This is a genomic window from Brasilonema octagenarum UFV-OR1 (assembly GCF_963888615.1).
Classification (GTDB): domain Bacteria; phylum Cyanobacteriota; class Cyanobacteriia; order Cyanobacteriales; family Nostocaceae; genus Brasilonema; species Brasilonema sennae.
Genome location: NZ_CAWPKW010000299.1, coordinates 1 through 22,587 on the forward strand (window position 1 = coordinate 1; position 22,587 = coordinate 22,587).

Here is a 22,587-nt window from a genome sequence, read left to right on the forward strand (position 1 = left end):
CGCGTTGTGGAGCCAGCCCCGTGCGGGGGTTCCCCCCGAGCCAGGGGACTGGCGTGCAACTAGCCCCGATAGGCGTAGCCGTGCCGCAGGCATAGGGGGCGCTACGCAAACGGAGAGGGTCTCCCTCGGTAGGTATCTGGCGTGTGTAAGCGTGTAGGGGAGCCAATTCGAGAGTGTATTGCACCCAAATGGAAACTGCAATTGTTCTTGAAAAACACCACTACAGTGATTTATTTAGCGCTAACAAGAGCTTCGCAAAAAGGTTCAAAAGATCGGACATATAAAGAGCAGGCTTTCCATCCTGATTTGACCGATACATTTAATAATTGACAAGTACCACCACGTTGACCCTCTGGAGTGTAGTACCGACAGTGACGACAAGTTGAAACACAGGATTTTATAGTTGTCATAACTAGCACTCTTATTAAGAAAATTTTCTCAAGTAAAAAATGGTTTTAACCCCTATCAGTATGGCAACTTTTTCTTGAGAAATGCATCTAAATTGAATAACTTTATGAGAAAATTTGCATTACTAAATATTACTTTACGTGTCAGTTTAAAAATCAACTATACTTACGTATAAAACATTAAATCTGGAGAAATATACTGGTAAATACTGAATTAACAGATACAGACAGTCACAAGCTTTCAAGTAATTGTTATCTTCTACTATAGGAATTCGGTTTGAGTTGGTTAGACCAGTGCTTGATGAGGGTTTCCCGACAGAGGCGACTGCGTTCGCCGTTCGCCCAAGCCGCGTGCGCTGTGCGCTCAGGCGTGTCGAAGACATACCCGATAGCCGTAAGGCGTGGCGTTAGCCATAGGGTGAATTGATAAAGTAGAGGTAGGGAACACAACGACCACGCTCCCTGAGTCCTGTGTCCTCCGGACACGCTTCGCGAACGGACTAGCTACGCGTTCGCTTTTAGCGTGCGCTTTGCGTATACGACAAGCTCAGGGCGGCGCAGTGCATCGCGCTTAACGCATAAGAAGCAATATAAGTTATTTCAGAGAGTTTGAAATACGTAAACAAAGCCATAAAGACTAATGCTGAGGAAGAAAAATGCTGCTAATTGGTTAACTCTTATATCTGGTGAAGGAGCAATAGCTTCTCGTACTAAGATAGAAATTGATGCCCCAATTACAAAGCTCCAGCCAAGTATCATATAGGGTGTCTGTAGTGTGAAGTTCCAGACTATTAGCATAACAATTGCTAGCAGTACCATCAGCATCTCTACAAACCGAGGTGGGTTGTATTGGCTGGATAAAACAAAGCTATTGAACCAAAAGTGCCAAAATCTCATATTAAGTTATAAGTGCTAAGTGATAATCTTTTATAAAGAAGATGAAAGAAAAAAAAGATAAAGCAATGTCTTTTCTTTCTTCACTCTTCCTTGTTAATTTCTAACTCCTAATTTTTGTCCTGTACCGTTTTGTTGTGTCGTCTCTTCGGGTACTTCTACGCCAAAGACGCGGCTAAAGGTTTTTTGTACTTTGTATCCAGAATCTATTGACTCTAAGGGGTCTTTTCGCAGTCTATGACGCAGACATAAAGTCATCACGCGACGGATATCATCTATTGTTACTTCGGTACGTCCTTCATATGCGGCGATCGCTTTTGCCGCACGGTTAGTCACAATGTCACCACGCAAGCCATCAACATCAAGTTCGGAACAGACTTCAGAAATCTTGACACGTAAATCGTAATCAATTGCCACAGATGGCAACAGATTTTGGGCGTTAATGATGTTCTGTTGGAGTTCTTCCTGTTGAGATTTATACTGTTCGAGAAATACTGGTGGATTTTGGTCAAATTCTGAGCGTTGTTCTACGATTTGCACCCGCAAAGCTGGTTCTTTAACTGTACGGATTTCTGCGTGCATTCCAAATCTATCTAGAAGTTGAGGACGCAGTTCTCCTTCTTCTGGGTTACCAGAACCTACAAGCACGAAACGCGCCGGGTGACGTATGGAAATTCCTTCTCGTTCTACTGTGTTCCAACCACTGGCGGCGGAGTCAAGAAGCACGTCTACTAAGTGATCATCTAGTAAGTTGACTTCATCCACATAGAGAATACCCCGGTTGGCTTTTGCCAAGAGTCCTGGTTCAAAGGCTTTAACACCTTCTGATAATGCTTTTTCGATGTCGATGGTACCACAAACTCGGTCTTCTGTTGCTCCCAAGGGCAAATCGACCATTTGGACTTTTTTTGGAATAACGGGAATATCCACCCCTTGCTGTAGCTGTTGGCGGACTTCATCACTCATCAGATCGGGATCACTAGGATCGCTGTTGAAGGGATCGTTAGCAACGACGGGAATTTCTGGAAGCAAATCAGCTAGCGCCCGGATAGTTGTGGATTTTCCGGTACCGCGATCGCCCATAATCATCACACCGCCAATTTTCGGGTCAATCACGTTCAACAATAGAGCCAGTTTCATTTCTTCCTGACCGACAATTGCTGTAAATGGAAATACCACGCGACGCGCCGCAGCGGTAGCTTGAGCAGTTGAACTCACTAAATTACCTTATCTATATTTCTTTTATTACCGTTTTCATTGTGCCATAGGTGGGGTTGTCGAGGACAAAGGGAAGAGGGAATCAAAGATATGATCGGAATTATAAAATAAATGCCGAACTCCTTATGTTAGAGTACGATTCATTAGCTTGCTTGCCCTCCTCTGAGGAATTACCAGACTCTGATGATACGCCTGTGGATAATCAATTACAACATTTGATTCCTGGTTTGCTAGAAGCCATACTCGCTATGGTGTGGGCAAATCGCATGGATTGGTTTTTTGGTGCTGATATGGGTGTTTATTATGATCCAAATCAACCACCGATTGTACCAGATGGGTTTCTGAGTTTGGGAGTTGAGCGATTTTTTGATGAAAATTTGCGTCCGAGTTATGTGTTGTGGGAAGAAGAGAAAGTCCCAATTTTGACGCTGGAAGTTGTTTCTCAGAGATATCGTGGAGAATATACCACTAAGAAAGATGAGTATGCAAAGTTAGGGGTTTTGTACTACGTCGTTTATCATCCGACTCGCCGCCGTAAACCGCGTTTGGAAGTGTATAAGTTGGTGAATGGTGCATATGAATTGCATTCAGATAATCCTGTTTGGTTACCGGAAGTTGGTTTGGGAATTGGTATGGAACGGGGAACTTATCAAGGAATTACGCGGGAGTGGCTGTACTGGTATAACGAAGCAGGAAAGCGCTTGTTAACTCCAGAAGAACGCGCTCAAGTCTTGGCGGAACGCTTACGTGCGATGGGAGTCGATCCAGATTCTATTTAAGCTCATCTTAAAATTGCCAGGAAAATCAAGTATCAAAGCTGTAGCTATTTATATCCTTGGAAACCAAAGATATAAAAAATGAGTAGTTATAAATTACAAGCTTTATGATGATAGACTTACGCAAGTTTTTTGAAGCTACAGATCCCAGCAGAACTCTTGTTGTTAACGACACACAGGATAAGAAGTATTATATTGACTTTTCTTCTGTGCGTGGTGGAGATATTATCTTCAAACTAAAGCAGAAGATGACATTTTTTAAGCCGAATGACCCTACCTGCACGCTTTTTACTGGGCACATTGGGTGTGGGAAATCTACGGAATTGCGGCGGCTGCAACTGGAGTTGGAAGCGGATGGTTTTTGTGTTATCTATTTTGAGTCTAGCGAAGACTTGGAAATGACTGATGTGGATATTGCTGATGTGCTGTTGGCGATCGCCCGTCGCGTCAGTCAAAGTTTAGAAAAACTCAATCTTGAAGAACCCAGCCGGCTGAAAGAATTACTGCAAGGTGCTATCAGGGTTTTAAATGCTGATGTGACTGGCGTCAAACTCAAAGTTCCGAATGTTGGTGATTTTGGTGTCACCTCTGAAAAAGAAAAGTTTACTTTGGCTTTTGGAATTGGGGAAATCACGACTAAGGTTAAGAGTGACGCAACACTGCGGGAAAAACTCAACCAGTATCTGGGGCCACAAAAAATTAAACTGTTAGACGCGATTAATAAGGAGTTGCTGGAACCTGCGATCGCCCAACTGAAACAGCAGGGCAAAAAAGGTTTAGTGGTGATTGTAGATAATCTTGACAGAATTGATAATCGTCCCAAGGCTTGGGGACGTCCACAACAAGAATACTTGTTTGTGGATCAAGGTGAGTATCTCACTAAGTTAAATTGTCATGTTGTGTATACAATGCCACTGTCTTTGAAGTTTTCTAATGACTATGGAACCCTCACACAGCGATTTTTGGAAGATCCCAGAGTGTTACCGATGGTACCTGTACAATGGTCAGATGGCAGTGTTCATGAAGAGGGAATGGCGCTGATGCAAGAGATGGTAATGGCAAGAGCTTATCCTGACTTGCGACCAGACCAGCGTGCCAGTAATATTACGTTTGTTTTTGATCGTAAAGCGACGCTTGAGCACTTGTGTCGAATGAGTGGCGGTCATGTCCGCGACTTACTAAGGCTGCTGAATACATGGATTATGGAGGAAATGTCACTCCCTTTGACTCGTGAAACTTTGGATACTGTGATTCGTGCTCGTCGCAATGAAATGGTTTTGCCCATTTCTGATGAGGAGTGGGAATTGTTGCGTCGTGTGAAGCAAACGAAAAAAGTGAGTGATGATCTGGGGTATCAGAAGCTGATTCGCAGTCGGTTTGTTTTTGAATATCGCGATCGCGGTGAGTCTTGGTTTGAAGTGAATCCTATTTTGGCGGAGGCGCGGGAGTTGAATGGCTGAACAATTACTATGTTCTCTATAAGTTTCACAACCGCCAGGAACTAGAAGTTCCTGGCTCATAGGCTAAGTCCATTAAAATGGACTCAAAACAAAGCTACGCGAAAGTGATTAGTCCTCTTGAGAGGACTTTGGCTATGAGACTGGGCTTTTTAACCCCAGGCGGTCGTGAACAATAATACATCAAAGAGCTAAGGAACCGCAGATGGACGCCGAAGTAGATGGACGCAGATGAATTTAATCTTGATGTCAACAATGAGCGCTCATTGAAGCAATTGGCTTGGGGGATTGAGGCTTCTGTTGGACAGTTTAAGCTGATTCTGGCACGGTGCAATTATCGTAGTTTGCGCTTGCATCTAATAAAACGATTACGTGACATTTGTCAAGTTGAAATTCGCGTCCTGGTTCTGAAGGAATCTGCAAGGACTCTTTATACTGCCATTCGCGAAGAATCCGGGGATGATGTGCAAGCCCTGATGGTTTTGGGTTTGGAATCAGTGCGGAATCTTGAGCAAATGCTGATTAGTGCAAATCAGGTGCGGGAGGAGTTTCGCAATCATTTTCCTTTCCCTGTGGTGTTGTGGATTGATGATGAAGTTCACAAGCAGTTCATGCAGTTTGCTCCTGATTTGGAAAGTTGGGGAACAACGAAAATTTTTCCGATTGCTCCCAATGAGTTGATGGAGTTTTTGCAAGAAACAGCAGAGCAATTCTTGACTGGTGATTTCAGTCTGACTTTAGAAAAATATTCCGAGATTAAGTTAGCTTGGCAAGATTTGCAAAATTCCGGACAAGTTCTAGAACCAGGAGTAAAAGCGAGAATCGAATATTTGTTGGGATTCACAGAATTTGTTGATAATCACTTAGATACTACTTTGGAGTATTATCAACAAAGTTTGGCTTTTTGGCAGCAAGTCAATGATTTAGTCTGGCAAGGCAAAGTCCTGAGCAATATCACTTTCTGTTATTACGAAAAAGCGAGACAACAAGAAAGAAATTCTCCTCAGAATGTAGAGACGTTGCCCTTACGGGTTCGCCACTCGCCTGCGGAGGGAAACCCTCCCGCAGCGCTGGACTCACATGCAACGTCTCTACAACGTGATAAAACGGAAGATTCTGATTGGCAAGAAACAAGAAATTACCTTCAGCAATGTCTCCAAGTTTTGGAATCTGCTCAACGTTCAGATTTAATTGCTAATTTACTTGATAAGTTTGGCAAAATCTTACGTGAATTACAAGATTGGGAGGAGTTAAAGAAGTTAGCGCAGCGTGCTTTACTCATCCATGAAGCTGAAGGAGATTTGCTGAGGGTATCTCAAGATTATGGCTTTTTGGCTGAAGTTGCTTTGGCAAATCAAAAATGGCAAGAAGCGAAAACTTTAGCGGAAAAGGCGTTAGAAGTTTTATCTACGAATCCGTCTGCGATTTCTAATCGCCAGGAATTTTTGTTTCTTTTAGCGAAAGCACAACAAAACTTAGGCGAAGAGCAAGCGGCTATTAATAATTTAAAAACAGCAATCCAAATAGGTGTTTCTGACTCTAAACCCGAACTATATCTTAGTCTTTTAAGAAATTTACGAAGTTTATATTTAAAACAAAAGCAATATCTCGAAGCTTTTCAAATTAAACAGGAAGGGCTTTCGGTTGAACAACAATTTGGCTTGCGGGCGTTTATTGGTGCAGGAAGATTACAAGCGACACGACACGCAAATTTATCCAAAATTGTAGAGAAGTTGCCTGCAACGTCTCTACAGGAAAATATAGCGCCAGAAATTAGTGCATCTGGTCGTTTACTTGATGTAGAACGTTTGATTGAACGCATCGGTCGTCCTGATTATAAATTGATAGTTATTCATGGACAATCAGGAGTTGGCAAAAGTTCTCTGGTTAATGCGGGACTTGTTCCTGGTTTGAAAAAGAAGGCGATCGGCATTCAAGATAATTTGGTTGTGCCGATACGAGTTTACACCAACTGGATGGATGAGTTGGGACGCCAGATAAAAGAGGCGTTGCAGGAGATGGGAAGATGGGGAGATGGCGAAGCTGAAACTTCAGCTTTAGAAACTCAAGCGCAAGTGTCAGAAGTTGAAACGCCTGACTCTCGAACTACGCTGTTAAAAGAATTACGAGAGTGTGAAACATATAATCTTCGTCCGGTACTGATTTTTGACCAATTTGAAGAATTTTTCTTTGTTGATATCGAACCACAGCAAAGGTGGCTATTTTTTGAGTTTTTAAAAGATTGCCTTAATATCTTATCGGTGAATATAGTATTGTCGTTGCGAGAAGATTACTTACATTATTTGCTCAAGTTTAATCGCTTCCGCGACAGTTCGATGATTCAGATTGATATTCTGAGTGAGAATGTTCTTTATGAGTTGGGTAACTTCTCCCGTGATGATGCTCAATCAATTATTCAGCAATTAACTGAACGGGCTAATTTTCACTTAGAACCTGCTTTAATTGCAGAACTGGTGCGGGATTTGGCGCGTGAACTGGGCGAAGTGCGCCCGATTGAGTTGCAGGTTGTGGGGGCGCAACTGCAAGCGGAAAACATCAGAACTCTGGCAAAATATCAGGAGTGTGGCACAAAGGAAGAACTGGTAAAACGTTATCTGAATGAAGTGGTTCAGGATTGTGGAGAAGAAAATCAGCAAACGGCGGAATTTGTGTTGTATTTGCTGACGGATGAAAAAGGAACTCGTCCACTGAAGACTCATGCTGAACTGGAACGGGATTTGCAGGTGTTAGCTGCAGATTTGAGTAAAGATGCGAGCAAGTTAGATTTGATTTTAGAGATTTTTGTAGAATCCGGCTTAGTTGTTTTGTTAAAAGAAAACCCCACAAACCGCTATCAACTAGTGCATGATTATTTAGCCGAGTTTATCCGTCAGCAACAAGAACCGAAGTTAAGCCAGGTGATGGCTGAACTGGAACAGGAAAGAAAGCAACGCCTGCAAACTGAAGAACAGTTAAAACAAACTGAGCAGGCTAAGCAGATATTAACAAAAGCTAACCAGAAAGCACAGCAGCGGATTCGTGTTGGATCGGGAGTGTTGATTGCATCCTTTGTTGTTGCAGGAATTGTCACATTACAAGCATTTGGGCTTGTGGGCAAGGCACAGAAAAGTGCAATTCTAGAACGACAAGGCGTTGCAGCAGAGAAGCTTTTTCAGATCCAACAAATAGAAGCATTGCTTTTAGCTTTAAACGCAGGGCAAGATTTACACAATCTCATAAATAAAGAAAATGAACCAGCGGAATATCCAGCTGCTAGCCCTGTCTTAGCTTTACAGACGATTGTTGACAATATTCACGAGCAAAATCAACTCAAAGGGCATACAGGTTCTCTCAGGAGCGCTAGTTTTAGCCCAGATGGTAAACGCATTCTCACCGCATCAGAGGACAATACGACGCGGCTGTGGGATATATCGGGTAAGCAATTAGTAGAACTTAAAGGGCATAAAGGTTCTATCAACAGTGCCAGTTTTAGCCCGGATGGCAAACGGATTCTCACTGCTTCCGATGATCAAACGGCGCGGGTGTGGGATAGCGCAGGTAAGCAATTAGCAGAACTTAAAGGGCATAAAGGTTCTGTCGTCAGCGCCAGTTTTAGCCCGGATGGCAAACGTATTCTCACTGTTTCATCGGATAATACAGCGCGGGTGTGGGATAGTGTAGGTAAGCCATTAGCCGAACTCAAAGGGCATACAGGTCCTGTCAACAGCGCCAGTTTTAGCCCAGACGGCAAACGTATTCTCACTGTTTCATCGGACAAAACGGCGCGGCTGTGGGATAGTGCAGGTAAGCCATTAGCAGAACTTAAAGGGGATACAGTTCCCGTCAACAGAGCTAGTTTTAGCCCAGATGGCAAACGCATTCTCACTGGTTCTGATGACACGGTGCGGCTGTGGGATACCTCGGGGAAGCAAATAGCACAACTTAAAGGGCATACATCTAGCGTTATCAGCGCCAGTTTTAGCCCAGACGGCAAACGTATTCTCACTGCTTCTGATGATACGGTGCGGCTGTGGGATACCTCAGGCAAGCAAATAGCACAAATCAAAGGGAATACATCTAGCGTCATCAGCGCCAGTTTTAGCCCGGATGGCAAACGTATTCTCACTGCTTCTGATGACATGGCGCGGCTATGGAATCTCTCGGGCAAGCAAATAGCACAACTCAAATGGCCTAGCGGTTCTATCTACAGCACCAGTTTTAGCCCAGATGGTAAACGCATTCTCACTGTTTCATCGGACAATACGGCGCGGCTGTGGGATATGTCGGAGCAAATACCGGAAAAAGAGGATATATATTCTAATTTTGCAAATTATAAGCGCGATGGCAAACGCATTTTCGCCGCTTCATCGGATAGCGCACCAGTATGGGATAGCGCAGGTAAACAATTAGCAGAACTCAAAGAGGACACATCTGCTGTCAACACCGCTAGTTTCAGCCCAGATGGCAAACGCATTCTTACCGCTTCAAATAACAGAAGGGTACGGCTGTGGGATAGTGGAGGTAAGCAATTAGCCGAATTCAAAGGGCATACAGATAATGTCAACAGCGCTAGTTTTAGCCCGGATGGCAAACGCATTCTTACCGCTTCAGACAGTACAACGCGGCTGTGGGATAGTACAGGTAAACAATTTACCGAACTCAAAAAGCTTTCTGGTGTCTACAGCGCCATTTTTAGCCCAGATGGCAAACGCATTCTTACCGCTTCATCGGACAAAACCGCGCGGCTGTGGGATAGTTCGGGCAAGTTATTAGCCGAACTCAAAGGGCATACATCTGATCTCAACAGCGCTAGTTTTAGCCCGGATGGCAAACGTATTGTAACTGCATCATGGGACAAAACAGCGCGGGTGTGGGATAGCACAGGTAAGCAATTAGCAGAACTCAAAGGGCATACAGGTTTTGTCCTCAACGCCAGTTTTAGCCCGGATGGCAAACGTATTCTCACTGCTTCATCTGACAATACTGCACGACTGTGGGATATATCGGGCAAGTTATTAGCCGAACTCAAAGGGCATAAAGATAATGTCAACAGCGCCATTTTTAGCCCGGATGGCAAACGCATTCTCACCGCTTCATGGGACACAACAGCGCGGCTGTGGGATAGCACAGGCAAACAATTAGCTGAACTCAAAGGACACACATCTGGTGTTTACAGCGCCGTTTTTAGCCCGGATGGTAAACGCATTCTCACCGCTTCAGATGACAGAACGGCGCGGGTGTGGGATAGCGCAGGCAAACAATTAGCCGAACTCAAAGGGCATACAGGTTCTGTCCTCAGCGCCAGTTTTAGCCCAGATGGCAAACGCATTCTCACTGCTTCGTGGGACAGAACCGCGCGGGTGTGGCAATATACAACTTTCGACGAACTTTTATCACAAGGTTGCCAATGGCTGGATGATTATTTTGTCATCAACCCTAAAGAATTGGAAAAACTAGAAGTCTGCCAAAATAAATCTAACTTAAAAGCAGCAGCTCCATTTTTGGTTAAAGAAGGTGAACAGCAAGCAAGAGCAGGTAATATTGATGAGGCAATTGCAACTTTCCGTAAAGCTTTGCAGTGGAATCCTAACTTAAAATTTGACCCCAAGGAAAAAGCACAAGAATTAGCTAACAAAGGCGAAGCTGAGCGCTTGGTTGCTTGCAGAAGTAAACGCAGAAGTAAACAATTTTGTTATAGAGGGTAAAGTGAAGGAAGCGATCACAGCCTACAAAAAAGCCCAAGAGCTAGATCCAAAAGTTGAAATTGATGCTTATTTTTGGGACTCACTTTGCTGGTACGGTAGCCTGCATCGCCACGCTGCTGATGTGATGTTTGCCTGTGAAAAAGCCGTGCAACTTGCTCCTGACAATGGAGGAATTCGAGATAGTCGCGGTTTAGCCAGGGCGATGACAGGTAAAACTCAAGGAGCAATTGAGGATTTTGAGGCATTCATTGCCCAGACTGATGATAAGGAGCGAAAATTCCAACGCCAAAGGTGGGTGAAGGATTTACGTGCTGGGAAAAATCCGTTTACAGATGCACAGTTGAAGAAGTTGCTGGGCAATGATTGAGGATAACTTCTATCCCATTTTGCACTTGCGTCAGTTCCTGAAGTTGCTGCTCAATCCAAGCTTTTTCTGCTGCACGTTGTTCTTGTGTCTCTTGGCGATATCGCATTTGCCGCTCAAGAAAGTCGTTATGGAATGCCAGTGTTTGTTCAATCGCTTGTTCAGCTAATCTGATTAGTTCCTCAAAAACGATAACAACAATTGTTTCCAATTTTATCATAACTTCTTTGGAGCATTTATTAAACTGGTGCCAACTAATACCTAAAAGACCTTCCTTACCCAAATTATCAGCAGCATTGCTTACAGAATTAACTAAATATGTAACACTAGTAGATGATTTGTATAACTGCGCATTAAATGCTTTTTCAACTATATTCACGGTTGATTCAGATATTGAATTAAGCTTCGTAATAAGTTCAAATTTTTGTTTTTCATCTAGTTGATTGATACATGTTTGAATAAATGGGATGTGGTATTGAATTTCATGATTAATTATTAAATCTGTGCTTTTGATAAGAATTTGTTTTACTACTTCTAACTGAGAACGTAATTCAAAATTGAATTCACTCACTAAGTAATTTTTTTCAAAAATATTTAGTCCATCTTTAAAATTTGTCTGATTATAAAAATATTTTTTGGTAAGAATTCTTTCTCGGTGACACCAATTGTTTCTCATTTTTTCAATCGCCTCAGATTCACATTGCTCTCCTAGACGACGAATTCTAAAAGTGCGCGCACTCAACTCGCCAATTTTTTCCCAGATTTCAAGGGTTGGTATTTCAACAATTCTTTGCTTGCTGTTCCAAACATCTTCAGCATGATACAAATTTTCAAAACATAACTGAATGCGGCTCTTGAGTTTAGTAGCTGAATCCTTAAGCTCTATGAAGCATGGTTCAACTGACTGTTTCAAAGTTGTAACAGCTTGCTTAATTTCTAGTGAACTCTGCTCATCCTTCAGCAGTGGTTCAACTGATTCGGTAATCCTTTGAAATGCAATCAAATATTCATTCATCCGTATAATTACTAAGAAAAATAGAAGTTATATAAACTACAATATTAAGTAATGTATTCTTTGAAACATTAACGGAATAAATATTATGATTTTTGTATTTCGCCCACAGCACATGATTGGTCTTGCCAATGGTACGCTAAAACAGGTAGTATCATCCTCAGGGATTCCACTGAGTATGGTTAGAGATACGGAAACAGGTAAAATTGTTGGTCATGCTGTTGGTGTGATCACGCAGCCATTTCTGGCTGTACCACAGATGATATTTGACAGTGTACAAATGATTCAAGTCCATAAAGGTTTTCAAAAAACCTATGAAAAACTAGATACAATTCAGTTATGTTTAAATACTCTCCAGAAGAATGTTGGTGTTCTACAAGCAACTACAGCTTTGATTGGTGTAGGAACTGTAGCAGGTGTAGCCTTATCAGCAGTAAACCTTTATCAAACATTGAAACTCAGAGAAGACATCAAACAACTTCGAGTCGAAGTTAAGGATGGATTTTTTGACTTGAAAAAAGCCCTAACAGATCAGGGGGCAGAAATTATCAAACGAATTGAGCAAGTGGCTCAAGATATTAACTTTAGGCAGCATCGTTTAGTCTTGATTCAAGCATACGGAAAGTTTCAGGCAGCGCTAAAGCTAATTAAAACTGCTTTGTATACAGAGCTAAGTATCAGAAACACTGACTTAGCAACTGCACGTCATATTTTAACAAATGCTTTAGCAGATTATAACAATCCACACTTGTTATCAGAAACTTCTGCGGCTGGGCATCTTCGTCGAGTGGAATGTGCTTGGTTGATTGATCAGGCGATCGTCTTAACATACCAGTTGCAGAACCAGTTTGCTGCTGTAAGCGATCGCCTGATCCAACTTCAAGATAAAATCCGTCAAGATTGCGTTTCTGTTATTGAACGGTGTGAATCTGAGGAAGAGCTAGATTTTTTATTTCCAGAAATTACTAGGATTTGCAAGCATGATTTAGTTTTGTTGGAATCCTGGCAAAACCACGTTGATTGGATACAAACTGTATCTCTACATGAACAGGATTTTTTCGCAAATTCAGATCTTCCATCTACTAATCTTTATCAAGATAATCAAGATTCCGCTATTGTTACCGAACCAAAAGAGTTATTACTATATGAGACTTTAAAGCAAAAATCTCATTATACATCTCTACATAATCAGCTTCAATTTATGATTAAGCCAGATTCGCGCAGAGATTACGAAGATTATATAACTCAGAAAGCAACAGCAACTGGCTATAAAGGATTGGTTGCCTCAAATTGGCAAGAAATACCTGATTTAACTGTTGCTAACCTATACCATTACTTGAAAGACAAAAATAAATAAAAGTAAGTACTGAGAAGGAATATTGAACTAAGCTGAGAAGATAGTATAAGGCATAATAAAAAAAGAACGTAATTATCCTCAACTTTTTGATGAGTAACCTACAAATAAAATTACCAACTGACACGTGGGTACCAGCAACTTGGAATGAATATCTTCAAATCATTGAAAATCCAGGATATGAAAAAGCCAAAGGCTACTACTACAATGGTAAAATGAGGATTGAAATGCCACCAGTAGGTAATGACCATTCACGAGATCACTCGATTGTTATCTATGCCGTACATTTGTTTGCCAGCATCAAAGATATTGATTTGAATGGAAACGATAATTGCACCTACCGGAAAACAGGCTATGACGATGCACAACCTGATGCGTCTTTTTACATTGGCAAAAATGCAGACGTCATCCCTTGGGGTACTTCCATTATTCACCTTGATAACTATCCAGCCCCAGATTTAGTCATTGAAGTTGCAAACACTTCTCTTGCTGATGATAAAGGAGACAAACGTCTGTTATATGAGGAATTAGGGGTAGGTGAATACTGGATTATAGATGTAAAAAACGTTCAAGTTCTTGCTTTTGCTGTAGAAAATGGTGGTAGCCGTAAAATTTCTCAATCTCAAGTTTTACCTGGGTTAGCAATTTCTCTTTTGCAAGATGCTTTTCGCCGTACTCGTGAAATGAATCATAGTAAGGTTGGCGCTTGGTTATTATCCCAATTTCAGCAGTAATTTAGCAGAACTCTAATGTAAGTTTTACCATGTAGAATCCACAATTGAAGATGAGTTATCACCCATTTAATTTACATAGAGTTAGGAGTAAGACGACTTGCTAGGAGTGGTTTTCTTGATTTTGAATTTTGCTTCGACTGCGCTCAGCAACCATGAATTTTGAATTTTGACGTCTCGGCTCATTTCGACTTCGCTCAATGTAAACCGCTCGACGTCAAAGCTGAGCGAAGTCGTTCGCGTAGCGTGTCCGGAGGACATAGCTTTGAATTTTGAATTGTTTCCCCCTGGCTTGTTGAACCAGGAGTATTCTGAGAAAAATAGACATCCGCTTACAACCGCTGTAGCAAGTTTAAACCGTGAGTATCAGTTCCACAAGTGTTCAAAAGACTATATTCATCAGCCAATTGTTGCACCTGCATCGATTCTCTAGCACTTGGTTTCCAAGGGTTGGGGTTGTTGTAGGCGTAAAAAGTTTCAACACCATCAATCCCGGCTTCTGCAGCAGCAGGAATTAATTCAAAGTGCGATCGCCTGTAACGAACTGGATGAGCGAGTACTGCTAACCCGCCTGCATTTTGAATTGCAGAAATCACGTTAGCTGCTTGATAGTCTTGCCCTGTGGTAACTCTTCTTTGAATGTAAGGTTTTATGCTGGGGTGTTCTGGCTCAAAAGCATAACCCAAAATATGAACTTCAATATTTAAAAGGTTGGCATTAATTTCTACGCCAGTCCACAGAATGGGAGCGTTTGCACCAGGGTTGTTCCACCTCCAGTTTTCTAACCAGCTTTGAGCTACCTGGTAGCCGCCTATACCATGATGATCGGTAATTGCAAGACCTTTTAAACCAATGGCGATCGCTTGTTCCATCAATGCGACCGGTTGCAACCTGCCATCGGAGTGGACAGTATGCATATGAAAGTTAAAATAGGTTGGGCAACTTTTTGCATCAATGGTCTGGAAGACTTGCTTTAATTCTTCTCTTGAAGTAAACTTCTCAACGATTTTGACAGTCATAACCCCCTCTTTTCCAAAATACGTAATTGATTTTAGACACAAAAACAAATGACACCAACAGCCCAGACTGCACCAGCACCGTTGTTAAGTGTTGGTTGCTACTTTCTGGGCATCATTGGCAAAATTTTTCAATATGTTAAAACTACGTTAGCAAATTTAAAGGCTAGCGATCATGCGTATTTTTGATTTGTTCTATAAGCGAAAGTCAGAAATGTTGCCTCAAATCTCCGTTTAATCAACATTTACTAACAACAGCAGAGATTAAGAAAATCTTAAAAATAGGACAAATCAACATATTTTCAGACAAAAAATAAAGATTTTATATTGTATAAATCTTGTCAGTTATATTGGTAATCCAATTAATTCACCCGAGCCAGTGATCACATTACCAATTGTAAAAGCTGTAACGTTTTGTAACTTCATATACGTTATGACTTGCTCTGCTTGATGGGGAGGTACTATTAATACAAATCCCACCCCCATGTTGAAAGTGTTATACATTGCTTGGGGACTAACAGAACCAGTTTCTGCCAACCACTGAAACACAGGTGGAATACACCAGCTTTGAGAGTTTATTTGCACAGCTTGATTTTTACCCAAACAACGGGGCAAGTTTTCTGGTAAACCTCCACCCGTGATGTGAGCCATACCGTGAATTTCTAACCCTGCTTGACGTGCACTCAGTACGGGTTTAACGTAAATACGCGTGGGTGAGAGGAAAACTTCTCCTAATGTTTTACCAGCAAATATTTCTAAACTATCACTCCAGGAAAATCCTTTTTCGCTGACAATTTTCCTGACTAAACTAAAGCCATTGCTATGTACACCAGCGCTAGGGAGTGCGATCGCCACATCTCCCACTTGTACTTGGGAACCGTCCAGCATTTGGCTTCTTTCGACAATCCCCACACAAAACCCAGCCAAGTCATACTCACCCGCTTGATAAAAACCGGGCATTTCTGCAGTTTCTCCTCCCAGCAAAGCGCAACCCGCCTGCTGACACCCAGAGGCGACACCTGCAACCACTTGAGTCAGCTGCTCTTTCTCTAACTGACCTGTTGCCAGATAATCTAAAAAGAATAGCGGTTCTGCGCCAGATGTCAGCACATCGTTGACGCACATGGCTACCAAATCAATCCCAACGCTGTTGTGACAGTTGAGAGCATGAGCGATTTTTAACTTAGTACCTACACCATCAGTTCCAGAAACCAAAACAGGTTCCTTATAACCACTTGGTAGTTGAAAGCAGCCACTAAAGCCACCCAGTCCACCAATAACTTCTGGTCTAAAAGTGCTGTGAACCAAATTACGAATTTGATTTACAAACTCTCGCCCAGCCTCAACGTCCACTCCTGCATCTTTGTAATCCATCAGTTAAAACATCGCGATCACTTCAAGTAGCTAAAGTTTACAGTCAATCGTCCAAAATGAGTCCAAAATTATTTACCAATGACTGATAACTTCAAAATACCTGATCTTCTATACCACGCCACCATTGCCCCAAGTTCATCAAATCTTGGTGAATGTCTGCTAACTGATGAAGATACTCACTGTCTGAAAGTGTTGCTCGACGTTCTTGAAGTTTCTTAAGTCGCAATTGCACCAATAGCCAAGGTTTGGTGATACTATCAGTTGCTTCCATGTATTGCGCTAGTTCAGTACTATCCATATGCCTTTTAAACTTGTAAATTTTGGGTAAATTTTGGGTAAATTTTGGATTAAGTTTTATTAAAGACAGCCAGGAAGCGTGTTTCCTGGCTCATAGTTTAAGTCTACTCAAGTAGACTTAAAACCAAGTGATCTAAAGAATTTAGTCTTCTTGAGAGGACTTGAGCTATTAGCCTAGGGTTTTAAACCCTAGGTGGTTGTTGACACTATGCAACACAAAGTTATCGGCAGACGAGTTTTGCCAGGTTATTTACCTGCTTTGGCGTACTGTTCGGCTACAAAGTCCCAGTTAATCAGCTCCTTTAGGAAAGTTTCCAGGTAATCCGGACGACGATTTTGGTAATCCAGATAGTAGGCGTGTTCCCAAACATCAGCGGTTAACAAGGGAGTTTGACCGTTTGTCATCGGGTTTGCAGCGTTTGGTGTTTTCACAACCTTCAGTTCACCCTTATCCACCACCAGCCAAGCGTAACCACTGCCAAACTGGGTTGCACCAGCTTCTTTGAATTGTTTTTTGAATTCATCTAAGCTACCAAAGCTGGCATTGATTTTTTCAGCGAGTTCCCCACTGGGTGTACCAGAGCCTTTTTTCAAGCCGTTCCAGTAGAAGGTGTGATTCCACACTTGAGCCGCATTGTTGAAGATACCAGTTTTCGATGAATCATTGGCAGTTGCCAAAATGATATCTTCCAATGACTTGTTGGCAAGTTCTGTATCTTGAACAAGTTTGTTGAGGTTATCAACGTAAGTCTTGTGATGCTTGTCGTGATGGAACTTTAGTGTGTCACTTGAAATCAATGGAGACAGAGCGTCGTAATCGTATGGTAGTGGGGGAAGTTCAAATGTCATCGTGTCAATCCTCTCTTAAGGGTATTTTAGTTTAGAGCTTATGGGGTAGCTTTGGAAAAACGTACCCGTACTAAGCACTTCTCACAGCTTGGCACTGTGTGATAAAACTTAAACAGTTTGATTCTACTAATAAATGTGGCCTCAATAGCCTCATGCATAAGTAGGATATGTTCGAGATTGCGAATCGCCCCCAGGAACAGTCAACGTTTCCTAATGACTGGAAGCTTCTAAAAAGTGACGTTAGAATCACAAACAAGGTTTGAATCAGAAAGATAACAACTATGAAGACTGCTGAAAAATTGGCTGCGGGTTGGCTACTGACACTCGGATTCATGTTTTTGTCGCTATCAGCCTCTGCTGTAATGCAGAAAAATGCTATGGACAGGCGTATCGAACCAAGTCTAAGACAGGTTATCGCTCTTAATGATTTTCGTAATCAGGATGCCGTTAATGTACTTGATAATACTGCTTTGAATGGTCTAATTTTCGGCGTTCCTACCTCAGTGTTAGGAGTATGGTTAGCATTGGGCGTATATCGTAAAAGTCGGGATGAGAGGAAGGCGATTAAGGAACAGACAACTGACCAGCTGCAATCCACCTTCTATCGTATGATTCAAGAAAATAATGGGCGTATTACTCTTGTGAGCTTTGCAATGCAGTTACAATTGCCACCAGCAACTGCAAAGCAATATTTAGACGATCAAGCTAAAGTATTTAATGCTAATTTTAAAGTAAACGAAGAAGGGGGAGTCTCTTACCATTTTGATGTTTAAAGAACAAATTGGCTCAAGAGTGTAACTCATGGCACGAATTTTTTTGTGTTTAGCAGCAATCTTAGCTGGTTTATCAGTTGCAGCAGGTGCATTTGGTTCCCATGCATTGCGTGAGAAAATCAGTGATCGCTCCCTAGAAATTTTTGAAGTCGGCGCTCGTTATCAGATGTATCATGCCTTAGCACTGCTAGTGGTGGCACTACTCCTCAGTCGCATCGAGTCACCTCCAGCTACTATGATCGCAAGCGGATGGCTGTTCATCATTGGTATTGTCATCTTTTCAGGGAGCTTATATGCTTTGAGCTTAAGCGGTGTTAAATCTTTAGGAGCGATCGCCCCACTGGGAGGAGCGGCGTTTCTTGCAGGTTGGGGCGCTTTAGCATTTGCTGCTTGGAGTTTGAAGTAATCAAAGGTTCGCCGATTTTTTTTGAGAGTTAGGAAAATCGATAAATCTAGTTTTCATCAGGGTTTGAGATATGCGACGTCATATTACTCTTGAAAGAATACCTTGGTTTAGAACTTGATAGCTTCTTCACGCTGTCCTGCTCATTCTTTCGTTCCGTACTTTTTCTCAGTCCCTAGAAAATGAGCGATCGCTGACTTAATCTATGCTCAAACAAAAAACGAAACGTTCCTTAGCGTTTCGTTTTTTGTCAATCTGGGTGTTCGGTAGTCGGTCAATTCAATCTTCATACTGTCCACTCCTTGACTGTGACACCAAAGTATGAGTGCAAGTTAATGTTAATTTATGTAAACTAAAGTAGTGGGGAATACAATTTTTGCAGTCTGAGGAGGAAGACGGTGACTATAGCAGGAATTCATCTACCATTCCGGAGATTCTCACTATAAAAACTTAATCTGTTCTACACAAGCAAATATCCTAATTATGTGCCGATTACTTGGTTACCTCGGTTCACCTGTTTCTTTGGAAACTCTGTTGTACAAGCCTGAACACTCGCTTATCGTTCAAAGCGATCAACCCCGTGAAATGCTATCTGAGGAGGTGAATGTTGATGGCTTTGGTGTTGGTTGGTATGATTCTCAAAAAGAAACTGAACCATTTACTTACAAAAGTACACTGCCGATTCGGAATGAAATTAATCTGCCAAACCTCAGTCGTTACGTTGAGTCAGAGTGTGTGCTAGCTTATGTTCGCAGCGTTACATCTGGTCAAGTACTGGATATAAGTAACTGTCAACCCTGTGACTACCAGCGTCTGCTTTTCATTCATAATGGTGCAATTGACAACTTTCGGCAGACACTCTACAGACCTATACGCAAGGTGTTAAGCGATAAAATTTACCAATGGATAGAAGGAACGACAGATTCAGAACATATTTTTGCTTTGCTGCTAAACCACTGGGAAGCTAACCCTGGTAAAAGCCTAGAGCAGGCTTTACATGTAACGTTGCTTGAGCTTCAACAGTTAGCGCAAAATTATCAAACCAATATTTCAGCTAATGTAGTCATCAGTGACGGACATCGCCTCATTGCTTCGCGCTTTAGCACAAAATCACCTGCTCCTTCGCTGTACACGATAGCTGATGATCCAAATTTCCCTAAATCTGTAATCATTGCGTCAGAACCAATGTTTGCAGGAAATTGGATTTCATGCCCTGAGAATAGCATCATCAGTGTGGGGCAAGACTGTGATATCAGAATTGAGCAGATCTAGTAGCGCTGTTGCGATCGTCAAAAGTGAGCCAGCTTAGAACGCTTGTCACCTGCGGCGGGAAACCCGTCTGCATGGCTAGCGTTCGTCTTGGGGGTCATTCAATATCCAAGAAAAATCGGAATTATATCTGGGTTGCAAACTACTGGAGATACCTGAGTTAATTAGCGCTTTGCAAAGCACAGGACTATTGCGACGTGTAGTGTATGTAGCTAATTAATATAGCTGGAAGCAACGTAGTTTAAACAGTAGAATTCCTCAGCATAGACAAAAGATGCGGGTGCTAATCCCCTCGTTACTATCGTATTGTAAAGTTCTATTTACTGCCATAAAATAAACAGTATTTATACTGAACTCATGTTGTTAGTACGATGATAATAATATATGAGTTGTGTAAAATTTAGCATATTACTGACAGTATGAACTGCAAAATTCTCAACAGTGCAGCGGAAATCTTCGAGGCTTTCAACGCTTGCAAGAATCCAGGGGAAGAGATTGATCTATTTGAGTGTTTGGCAACTCACCCTGAGGCACCTATAGTAGCATTTGTAGAGATACTGCAAAAAATAAAACTAGAGCCTATATTGGCACTTACGTTACAGGCTTTTGGGAAGATTACTGATGCTGATGTGAAGCTGCGGTTGAAGCAAAGTGATGATTTGCTGATCATGCTGAGTGAACAGGCGCGTTCTGGTTCGACAGACTTGATTCGCTGGGCTGCGGCGACAACGATTGATAAATTAGGATTTGATCTCACCGTAGTATCTCAACATCTTTCAGAGGAACCCGGAAGTATTGCCCAGAAGATAATGCAGTCTAAGATTAAAAGATTTGCTGACCAAAATCTTATAGAAAGTCATGATTATGATGAGTTTTTACGTTTCTGGATTTATGGATATTGGTACAAACTCAAGGAATTGACTCTAGATTATGAGTTTTGGACATTAAAGAAGGAATGGGAGTCTAAAAAAGAAAGAGGATGGCAAGATTCACATGACTCTCAAAAGATTCAGCGTCTCAATAAATTTTCAGTTTGTTGGGAGGTAATGAATGCTCTTAGTTTGAGGGGATTAAATCAGGTGAACTTGGCACTAAAAAAAGCTGAAGATTGTGGAGAAAAGGCTTCAGATATTGATGAAAATGAGGTATTTGAAGGCATTGCCCAAGTTTTGTCAACTTATCAATTGACTGAATTTAGTAGTGACAGTGATTTGCAAGTTTTAATGGAGACTCAATTTCACTGTTTGGAAAGTAATAATAAAACAACTCGCTTACTTGCGGCTCGAAAAATCCTGACTTTGGAAAACACTTGTTTAGATAAAATCCGAGATGAACAACTACAAATTTTCCATTCAACAGAAGCTTTGATGGAAATAGAAACATACAATATTACTCGTAAAACTACCTATAAAAAATTAGAAATATTGTCCGAAAATATAGATTTTTTAGAAAAACAACTGAAGCGAAACAAAGTACTGGGTGAACTTTCTCAGATGAAGTTGCTAGTTTTAGACGAAATGAGTAAGAGAAAAAGTCAATTTGCTGCAGCTAAACTTTCCTGTGAAAATTTCCGAAAAAGTATTCATGTGGAGATTGATAAATGTTTGAAAAAAATTCAATCAATCAGTACAGAAATTTATGAAAAAGTATTTGATGAAGTACAACTTGGTCAACTGCCTGATATTAGTGTTGATCATGAACACGGACTTATCTTATTTGAAGATTATAAAAATCTATTGGCAGAAAAGTTATCAATAGCCTCTTCTGTTCATAAACAAGTGTTGACGTTTTATTCTCAATTAGAAAAATGTCAAAACCATCATGAGACAATTCAAAACAATTTAACGTTAATAAAATCTATAAATTATAGAGTTTATGGATATTTAGCTTTAAAAGACGACTTAATTGAAATTCAATTGCCAAGTCGTATCACTTATCAAAACTATACACAATTGAGTTTGCTTGAGCAATATTCGACTTATTTAAAAAATAAGTTAAATCAACTTAGAGATGAAGTAGTTTGTCGTTACGAAAGAATAATCCCAAGTCAATTATCACCTCTTGATACAGAAATAAAAAAAGCAAAGATAAAAATGGAGGCAGCTAAGAATATCGCCGATAAGATTAATAATTTTTCTAAAATATTATGCCTCTATCTAATTTCTCTTCTTCTGCTACCGTGGACGCTAACCATGATGGTTCCTGTTGGGTTACTTATAGGTATTGTGAAGATATTTTTTGGTGAGGCAGGAGAGAATCTAACTCGGATTTTGGGTTTGATTGCTGCTCCTGGTATGTTAATTTATCTGGGAATTGAAAAAATAATATATAAACTCATTCAACAGTATGAAAAAAGATTAGAGTATCAAAGGATATTAAGATATGAGAAACTCGAAAGTTTGAAAGATGAGGAAAGGCAGATACTAAATTTATTATCTATTTGAATCCCCAAGTCTTGGCTCTTGGCGCGATAGCTAGCCCCTTAGGGGGCGCTGCGCAAACGCTGCTGCGCTCCGCGCAGATCGCTTTGCCTACCTTATTGCCTAAAGTCCCCCCACCGCCGCCTCAAAGTCGTCTGGTGTATGCACGACCGGAGAATAAATAGGACACGGAAATTTTAATTGCTGCCAAAATGATATAATAACCGTGCCTGTACAAGACGTAAAAACCAACCCCAAGATTTGAAAA

Annotated in this window: 20 protein-coding genes; 11 read left to right on the forward strand and 9 right to left on the reverse strand. The window is 41.3% G+C overall.

Annotation, left to right across the window (positions count from 1 at the left end; all coding sequences use genetic code 11):
• The 4 genes from AC5590_RS25875 to bchI form a co-directional block, all read right to left on the reverse strand.
• The coding region (locus tag AC5590_RS25875) for a hypothetical protein (protein ID WP_211178535.1) at positions 1 to 184 on the reverse strand (184 nt) is incomplete at its 3' end.
• Positions 185 to 659: 475 nt separating this feature from the next.
• Complete coding sequence (locus AC5590_RS25880) at positions 660 to 857, reverse strand: hypothetical protein (RefSeq protein ID WP_169266216.1); 198 nt, start codon at positions 855 to 857, stop codon at positions 660 to 662.
• Positions 858 to 1,007: 150 nt separating this feature from the next.
• Positions 1,008 to 1,304 carry a hypothetical protein gene (locus tag AC5590_RS25885; protein ID WP_169266217.1) on the reverse strand — a complete coding sequence of 99 codons (297 nt, stop codon included), beginning with the start codon at positions 1,302 to 1,304 and terminating at the stop codon, positions 1,008 to 1,010.
• A gap of 93 nt (positions 1,305 to 1,397) precedes the next feature.
• Positions 1,398 to 2,519 (reverse strand): magnesium chelatase ATPase subunit I, encoded by a 1,122-nt coding sequence (gene bchI / locus AC5590_RS25890; protein WP_169266218.1) that lies wholly within the window; start codon positions 2,517 to 2,519, stop codon positions 1,398 to 1,400.
• Positions 2,520 to 2,644: 125 nt separating this feature from the next.
• On the opposite strand from bchI, the gene AC5590_RS25895 reads away from it, so the two are divergent.
• The 4 genes from AC5590_RS25895 (at position 2,645) to AC5590_RS25910 (ending at position 10,824) form a co-directional block, all read left to right on the forward strand.
• Positions 2,645 to 3,298 carry a Uma2 family endonuclease gene (locus AC5590_RS25895; RefSeq protein ID WP_169266219.1) on the forward strand — a complete coding sequence of 218 codons (654 nt, stop codon included), beginning with the start codon at positions 2,645 to 2,647 and terminating at the stop codon, positions 3,296 to 3,298.
• A gap of 104 nt (positions 3,299 to 3,402) precedes the next feature.
• Positions 3,403 to 4,755, forward strand: coding sequence for an ATP-binding protein (locus AC5590_RS25900; RefSeq protein WP_169266220.1), 1,353 nt, complete (start codon positions 3,403 to 3,405; stop codon positions 4,753 to 4,755).
• Positions 4,756 to 4,973: 218 nt separating this feature from the next.
• On the forward strand, positions 4,974 to 10,457 hold the full coding sequence (locus AC5590_RS25905; RefSeq protein ID WP_169266221.1) for an nSTAND1 domain-containing NTPase: 5,484 nt from the start codon (positions 4,974 to 4,976) through the stop codon (positions 10,455 to 10,457).
• 1 nt (position 10,458) lies between these two features.
• A complete protein-coding gene (locus tag AC5590_RS25910; protein WP_169266222.1) occupies positions 10,459 to 10,824 on the forward strand; it encodes a tetratricopeptide repeat protein in 366 nt (121 codons plus the stop codon).
• Here the strand turns inward: AC5590_RS25910 and AC5590_RS25915 are convergent.
• Positions 10,784 to 11,836: a hypothetical protein gene (locus AC5590_RS25915; RefSeq protein WP_169266223.1), complete on the reverse strand. Its 1,053-nt coding sequence runs from the start codon at positions 11,834 to 11,836 to the stop codon at positions 10,784 to 10,786. The two genes, AC5590_RS25910 and AC5590_RS25915, sit on opposite strands and share 41 nt — an antisense overlap.
• 85 nt (positions 11,837 to 11,921) lie before the next feature.
• On the opposite strand from AC5590_RS25915, the gene AC5590_RS25920 reads away from it, so the two are divergent.
• Entirely contained in the window at positions 11,922 to 13,190 is a 1,269-nt protein-coding gene (locus AC5590_RS25920) for a hypothetical protein (RefSeq protein WP_169266224.1), read from the forward strand.
• An 89-nt stretch (positions 13,191 to 13,279) separates the two neighbouring features.
• Positions 13,280 to 13,921, forward strand: a complete 642-nt coding sequence (locus AC5590_RS25925; RefSeq protein ID WP_169266225.1) for a Uma2 family endonuclease — start codon at positions 13,280 to 13,282, stop codon at positions 13,919 to 13,921.
• A gap of 329 nt (positions 13,922 to 14,250) precedes the next feature.
• Here AC5590_RS25925 and AC5590_RS25930 read toward each other — a convergent pair whose 3' ends face one another.
• The gene (locus AC5590_RS25930; protein WP_169266226.1) at positions 14,251 to 14,937 is read right to left on the reverse strand and encodes a PHP domain-containing protein; all 687 of its coding nucleotides are present in this window, start codon (positions 14,935 to 14,937) and stop codon (positions 14,251 to 14,253) included.
• A gap of 48 nt (positions 14,938 to 14,985) precedes the next feature.
• Between AC5590_RS25930 and AC5590_RS25935 the strand changes: the two genes are divergently transcribed.
• The gene (locus AC5590_RS25935; RefSeq protein ID WP_169266227.1) at positions 14,986 to 15,123 is read left to right on the forward strand and encodes a hypothetical protein; all 138 of its coding nucleotides are present in this window, start codon (positions 14,986 to 14,988) and stop codon (positions 15,121 to 15,123) included.
• 156 nt (positions 15,124 to 15,279) lie between these two features.
• On the opposite strand, the gene purM is transcribed toward AC5590_RS25935, so the two are convergent.
• From purM to AC5590_RS25950, 3 genes are all read right to left on the reverse strand, one after another.
• Positions 15,280 to 16,308 (reverse strand): phosphoribosylformylglycinamidine cyclo-ligase, encoded by a 1,029-nt coding sequence (gene purM, locus AC5590_RS25940; RefSeq protein ID WP_169266228.1) that lies wholly within the window; start codon positions 16,306 to 16,308, stop codon positions 15,280 to 15,282.
• A 91-nt stretch (positions 16,309 to 16,399) separates the two neighbouring features.
• Positions 16,400 to 16,606 carry a hypothetical protein gene (locus AC5590_RS25945; RefSeq protein ID WP_169266229.1) on the reverse strand — a complete coding sequence of 69 codons (207 nt, stop codon included), beginning with the start codon at positions 16,604 to 16,606 and terminating at the stop codon, positions 16,400 to 16,402.
• Positions 16,607 to 16,851: 245 nt separating this feature from the next.
• Positions 16,852 to 17,454, reverse strand: coding sequence for a superoxide dismutase (locus AC5590_RS25950; protein WP_169266230.1), 603 nt, complete (start codon positions 17,452 to 17,454; stop codon positions 16,852 to 16,854).
• A gap of 281 nt (positions 17,455 to 17,735) precedes the next feature.
• On the opposite strand from AC5590_RS25950, the gene AC5590_RS25955 reads away from it, so the two are divergent.
• The 4 genes from AC5590_RS25955 to AC5590_RS25970 all read left to right on the forward strand — a co-directional run bounded on the left by AC5590_RS25955 (position 17,736) and on the right by AC5590_RS25970 (position 22,343).
• The gene (locus AC5590_RS25955; protein ID WP_169266231.1) at positions 17,736 to 18,227 is read left to right on the forward strand and encodes a hypothetical protein; all 492 of its coding nucleotides are present in this window, start codon (positions 17,736 to 17,738) and stop codon (positions 18,225 to 18,227) included.
• A gap of 28 nt (positions 18,228 to 18,255) precedes the next feature.
• Positions 18,256 to 18,633 carry a DUF423 domain-containing protein gene (locus AC5590_RS25960; RefSeq protein WP_169266232.1) on the forward strand — a complete coding sequence of 126 codons (378 nt, stop codon included), beginning with the start codon at positions 18,256 to 18,258 and terminating at the stop codon, positions 18,631 to 18,633.
• Positions 18,634 to 19,113: 480 nt separating this feature from the next.
• Positions 19,114 to 19,902, forward strand: a complete 789-nt coding sequence (gene egtC / locus AC5590_RS25965; protein ID WP_169266233.1) for an ergothioneine biosynthesis protein EgtC — start codon at positions 19,114 to 19,116, stop codon at positions 19,900 to 19,902.
• Positions 19,903 to 20,318: 416 nt separating this feature from the next.
• A complete protein-coding gene (locus AC5590_RS25970) occupies positions 20,319 to 22,343 on the forward strand; it encodes a hypothetical protein (protein WP_169266234.1) in 2,025 nt (674 codons plus the stop codon).
• Positions 22,344 to 22,587: the final 244 nt, after the last annotated feature.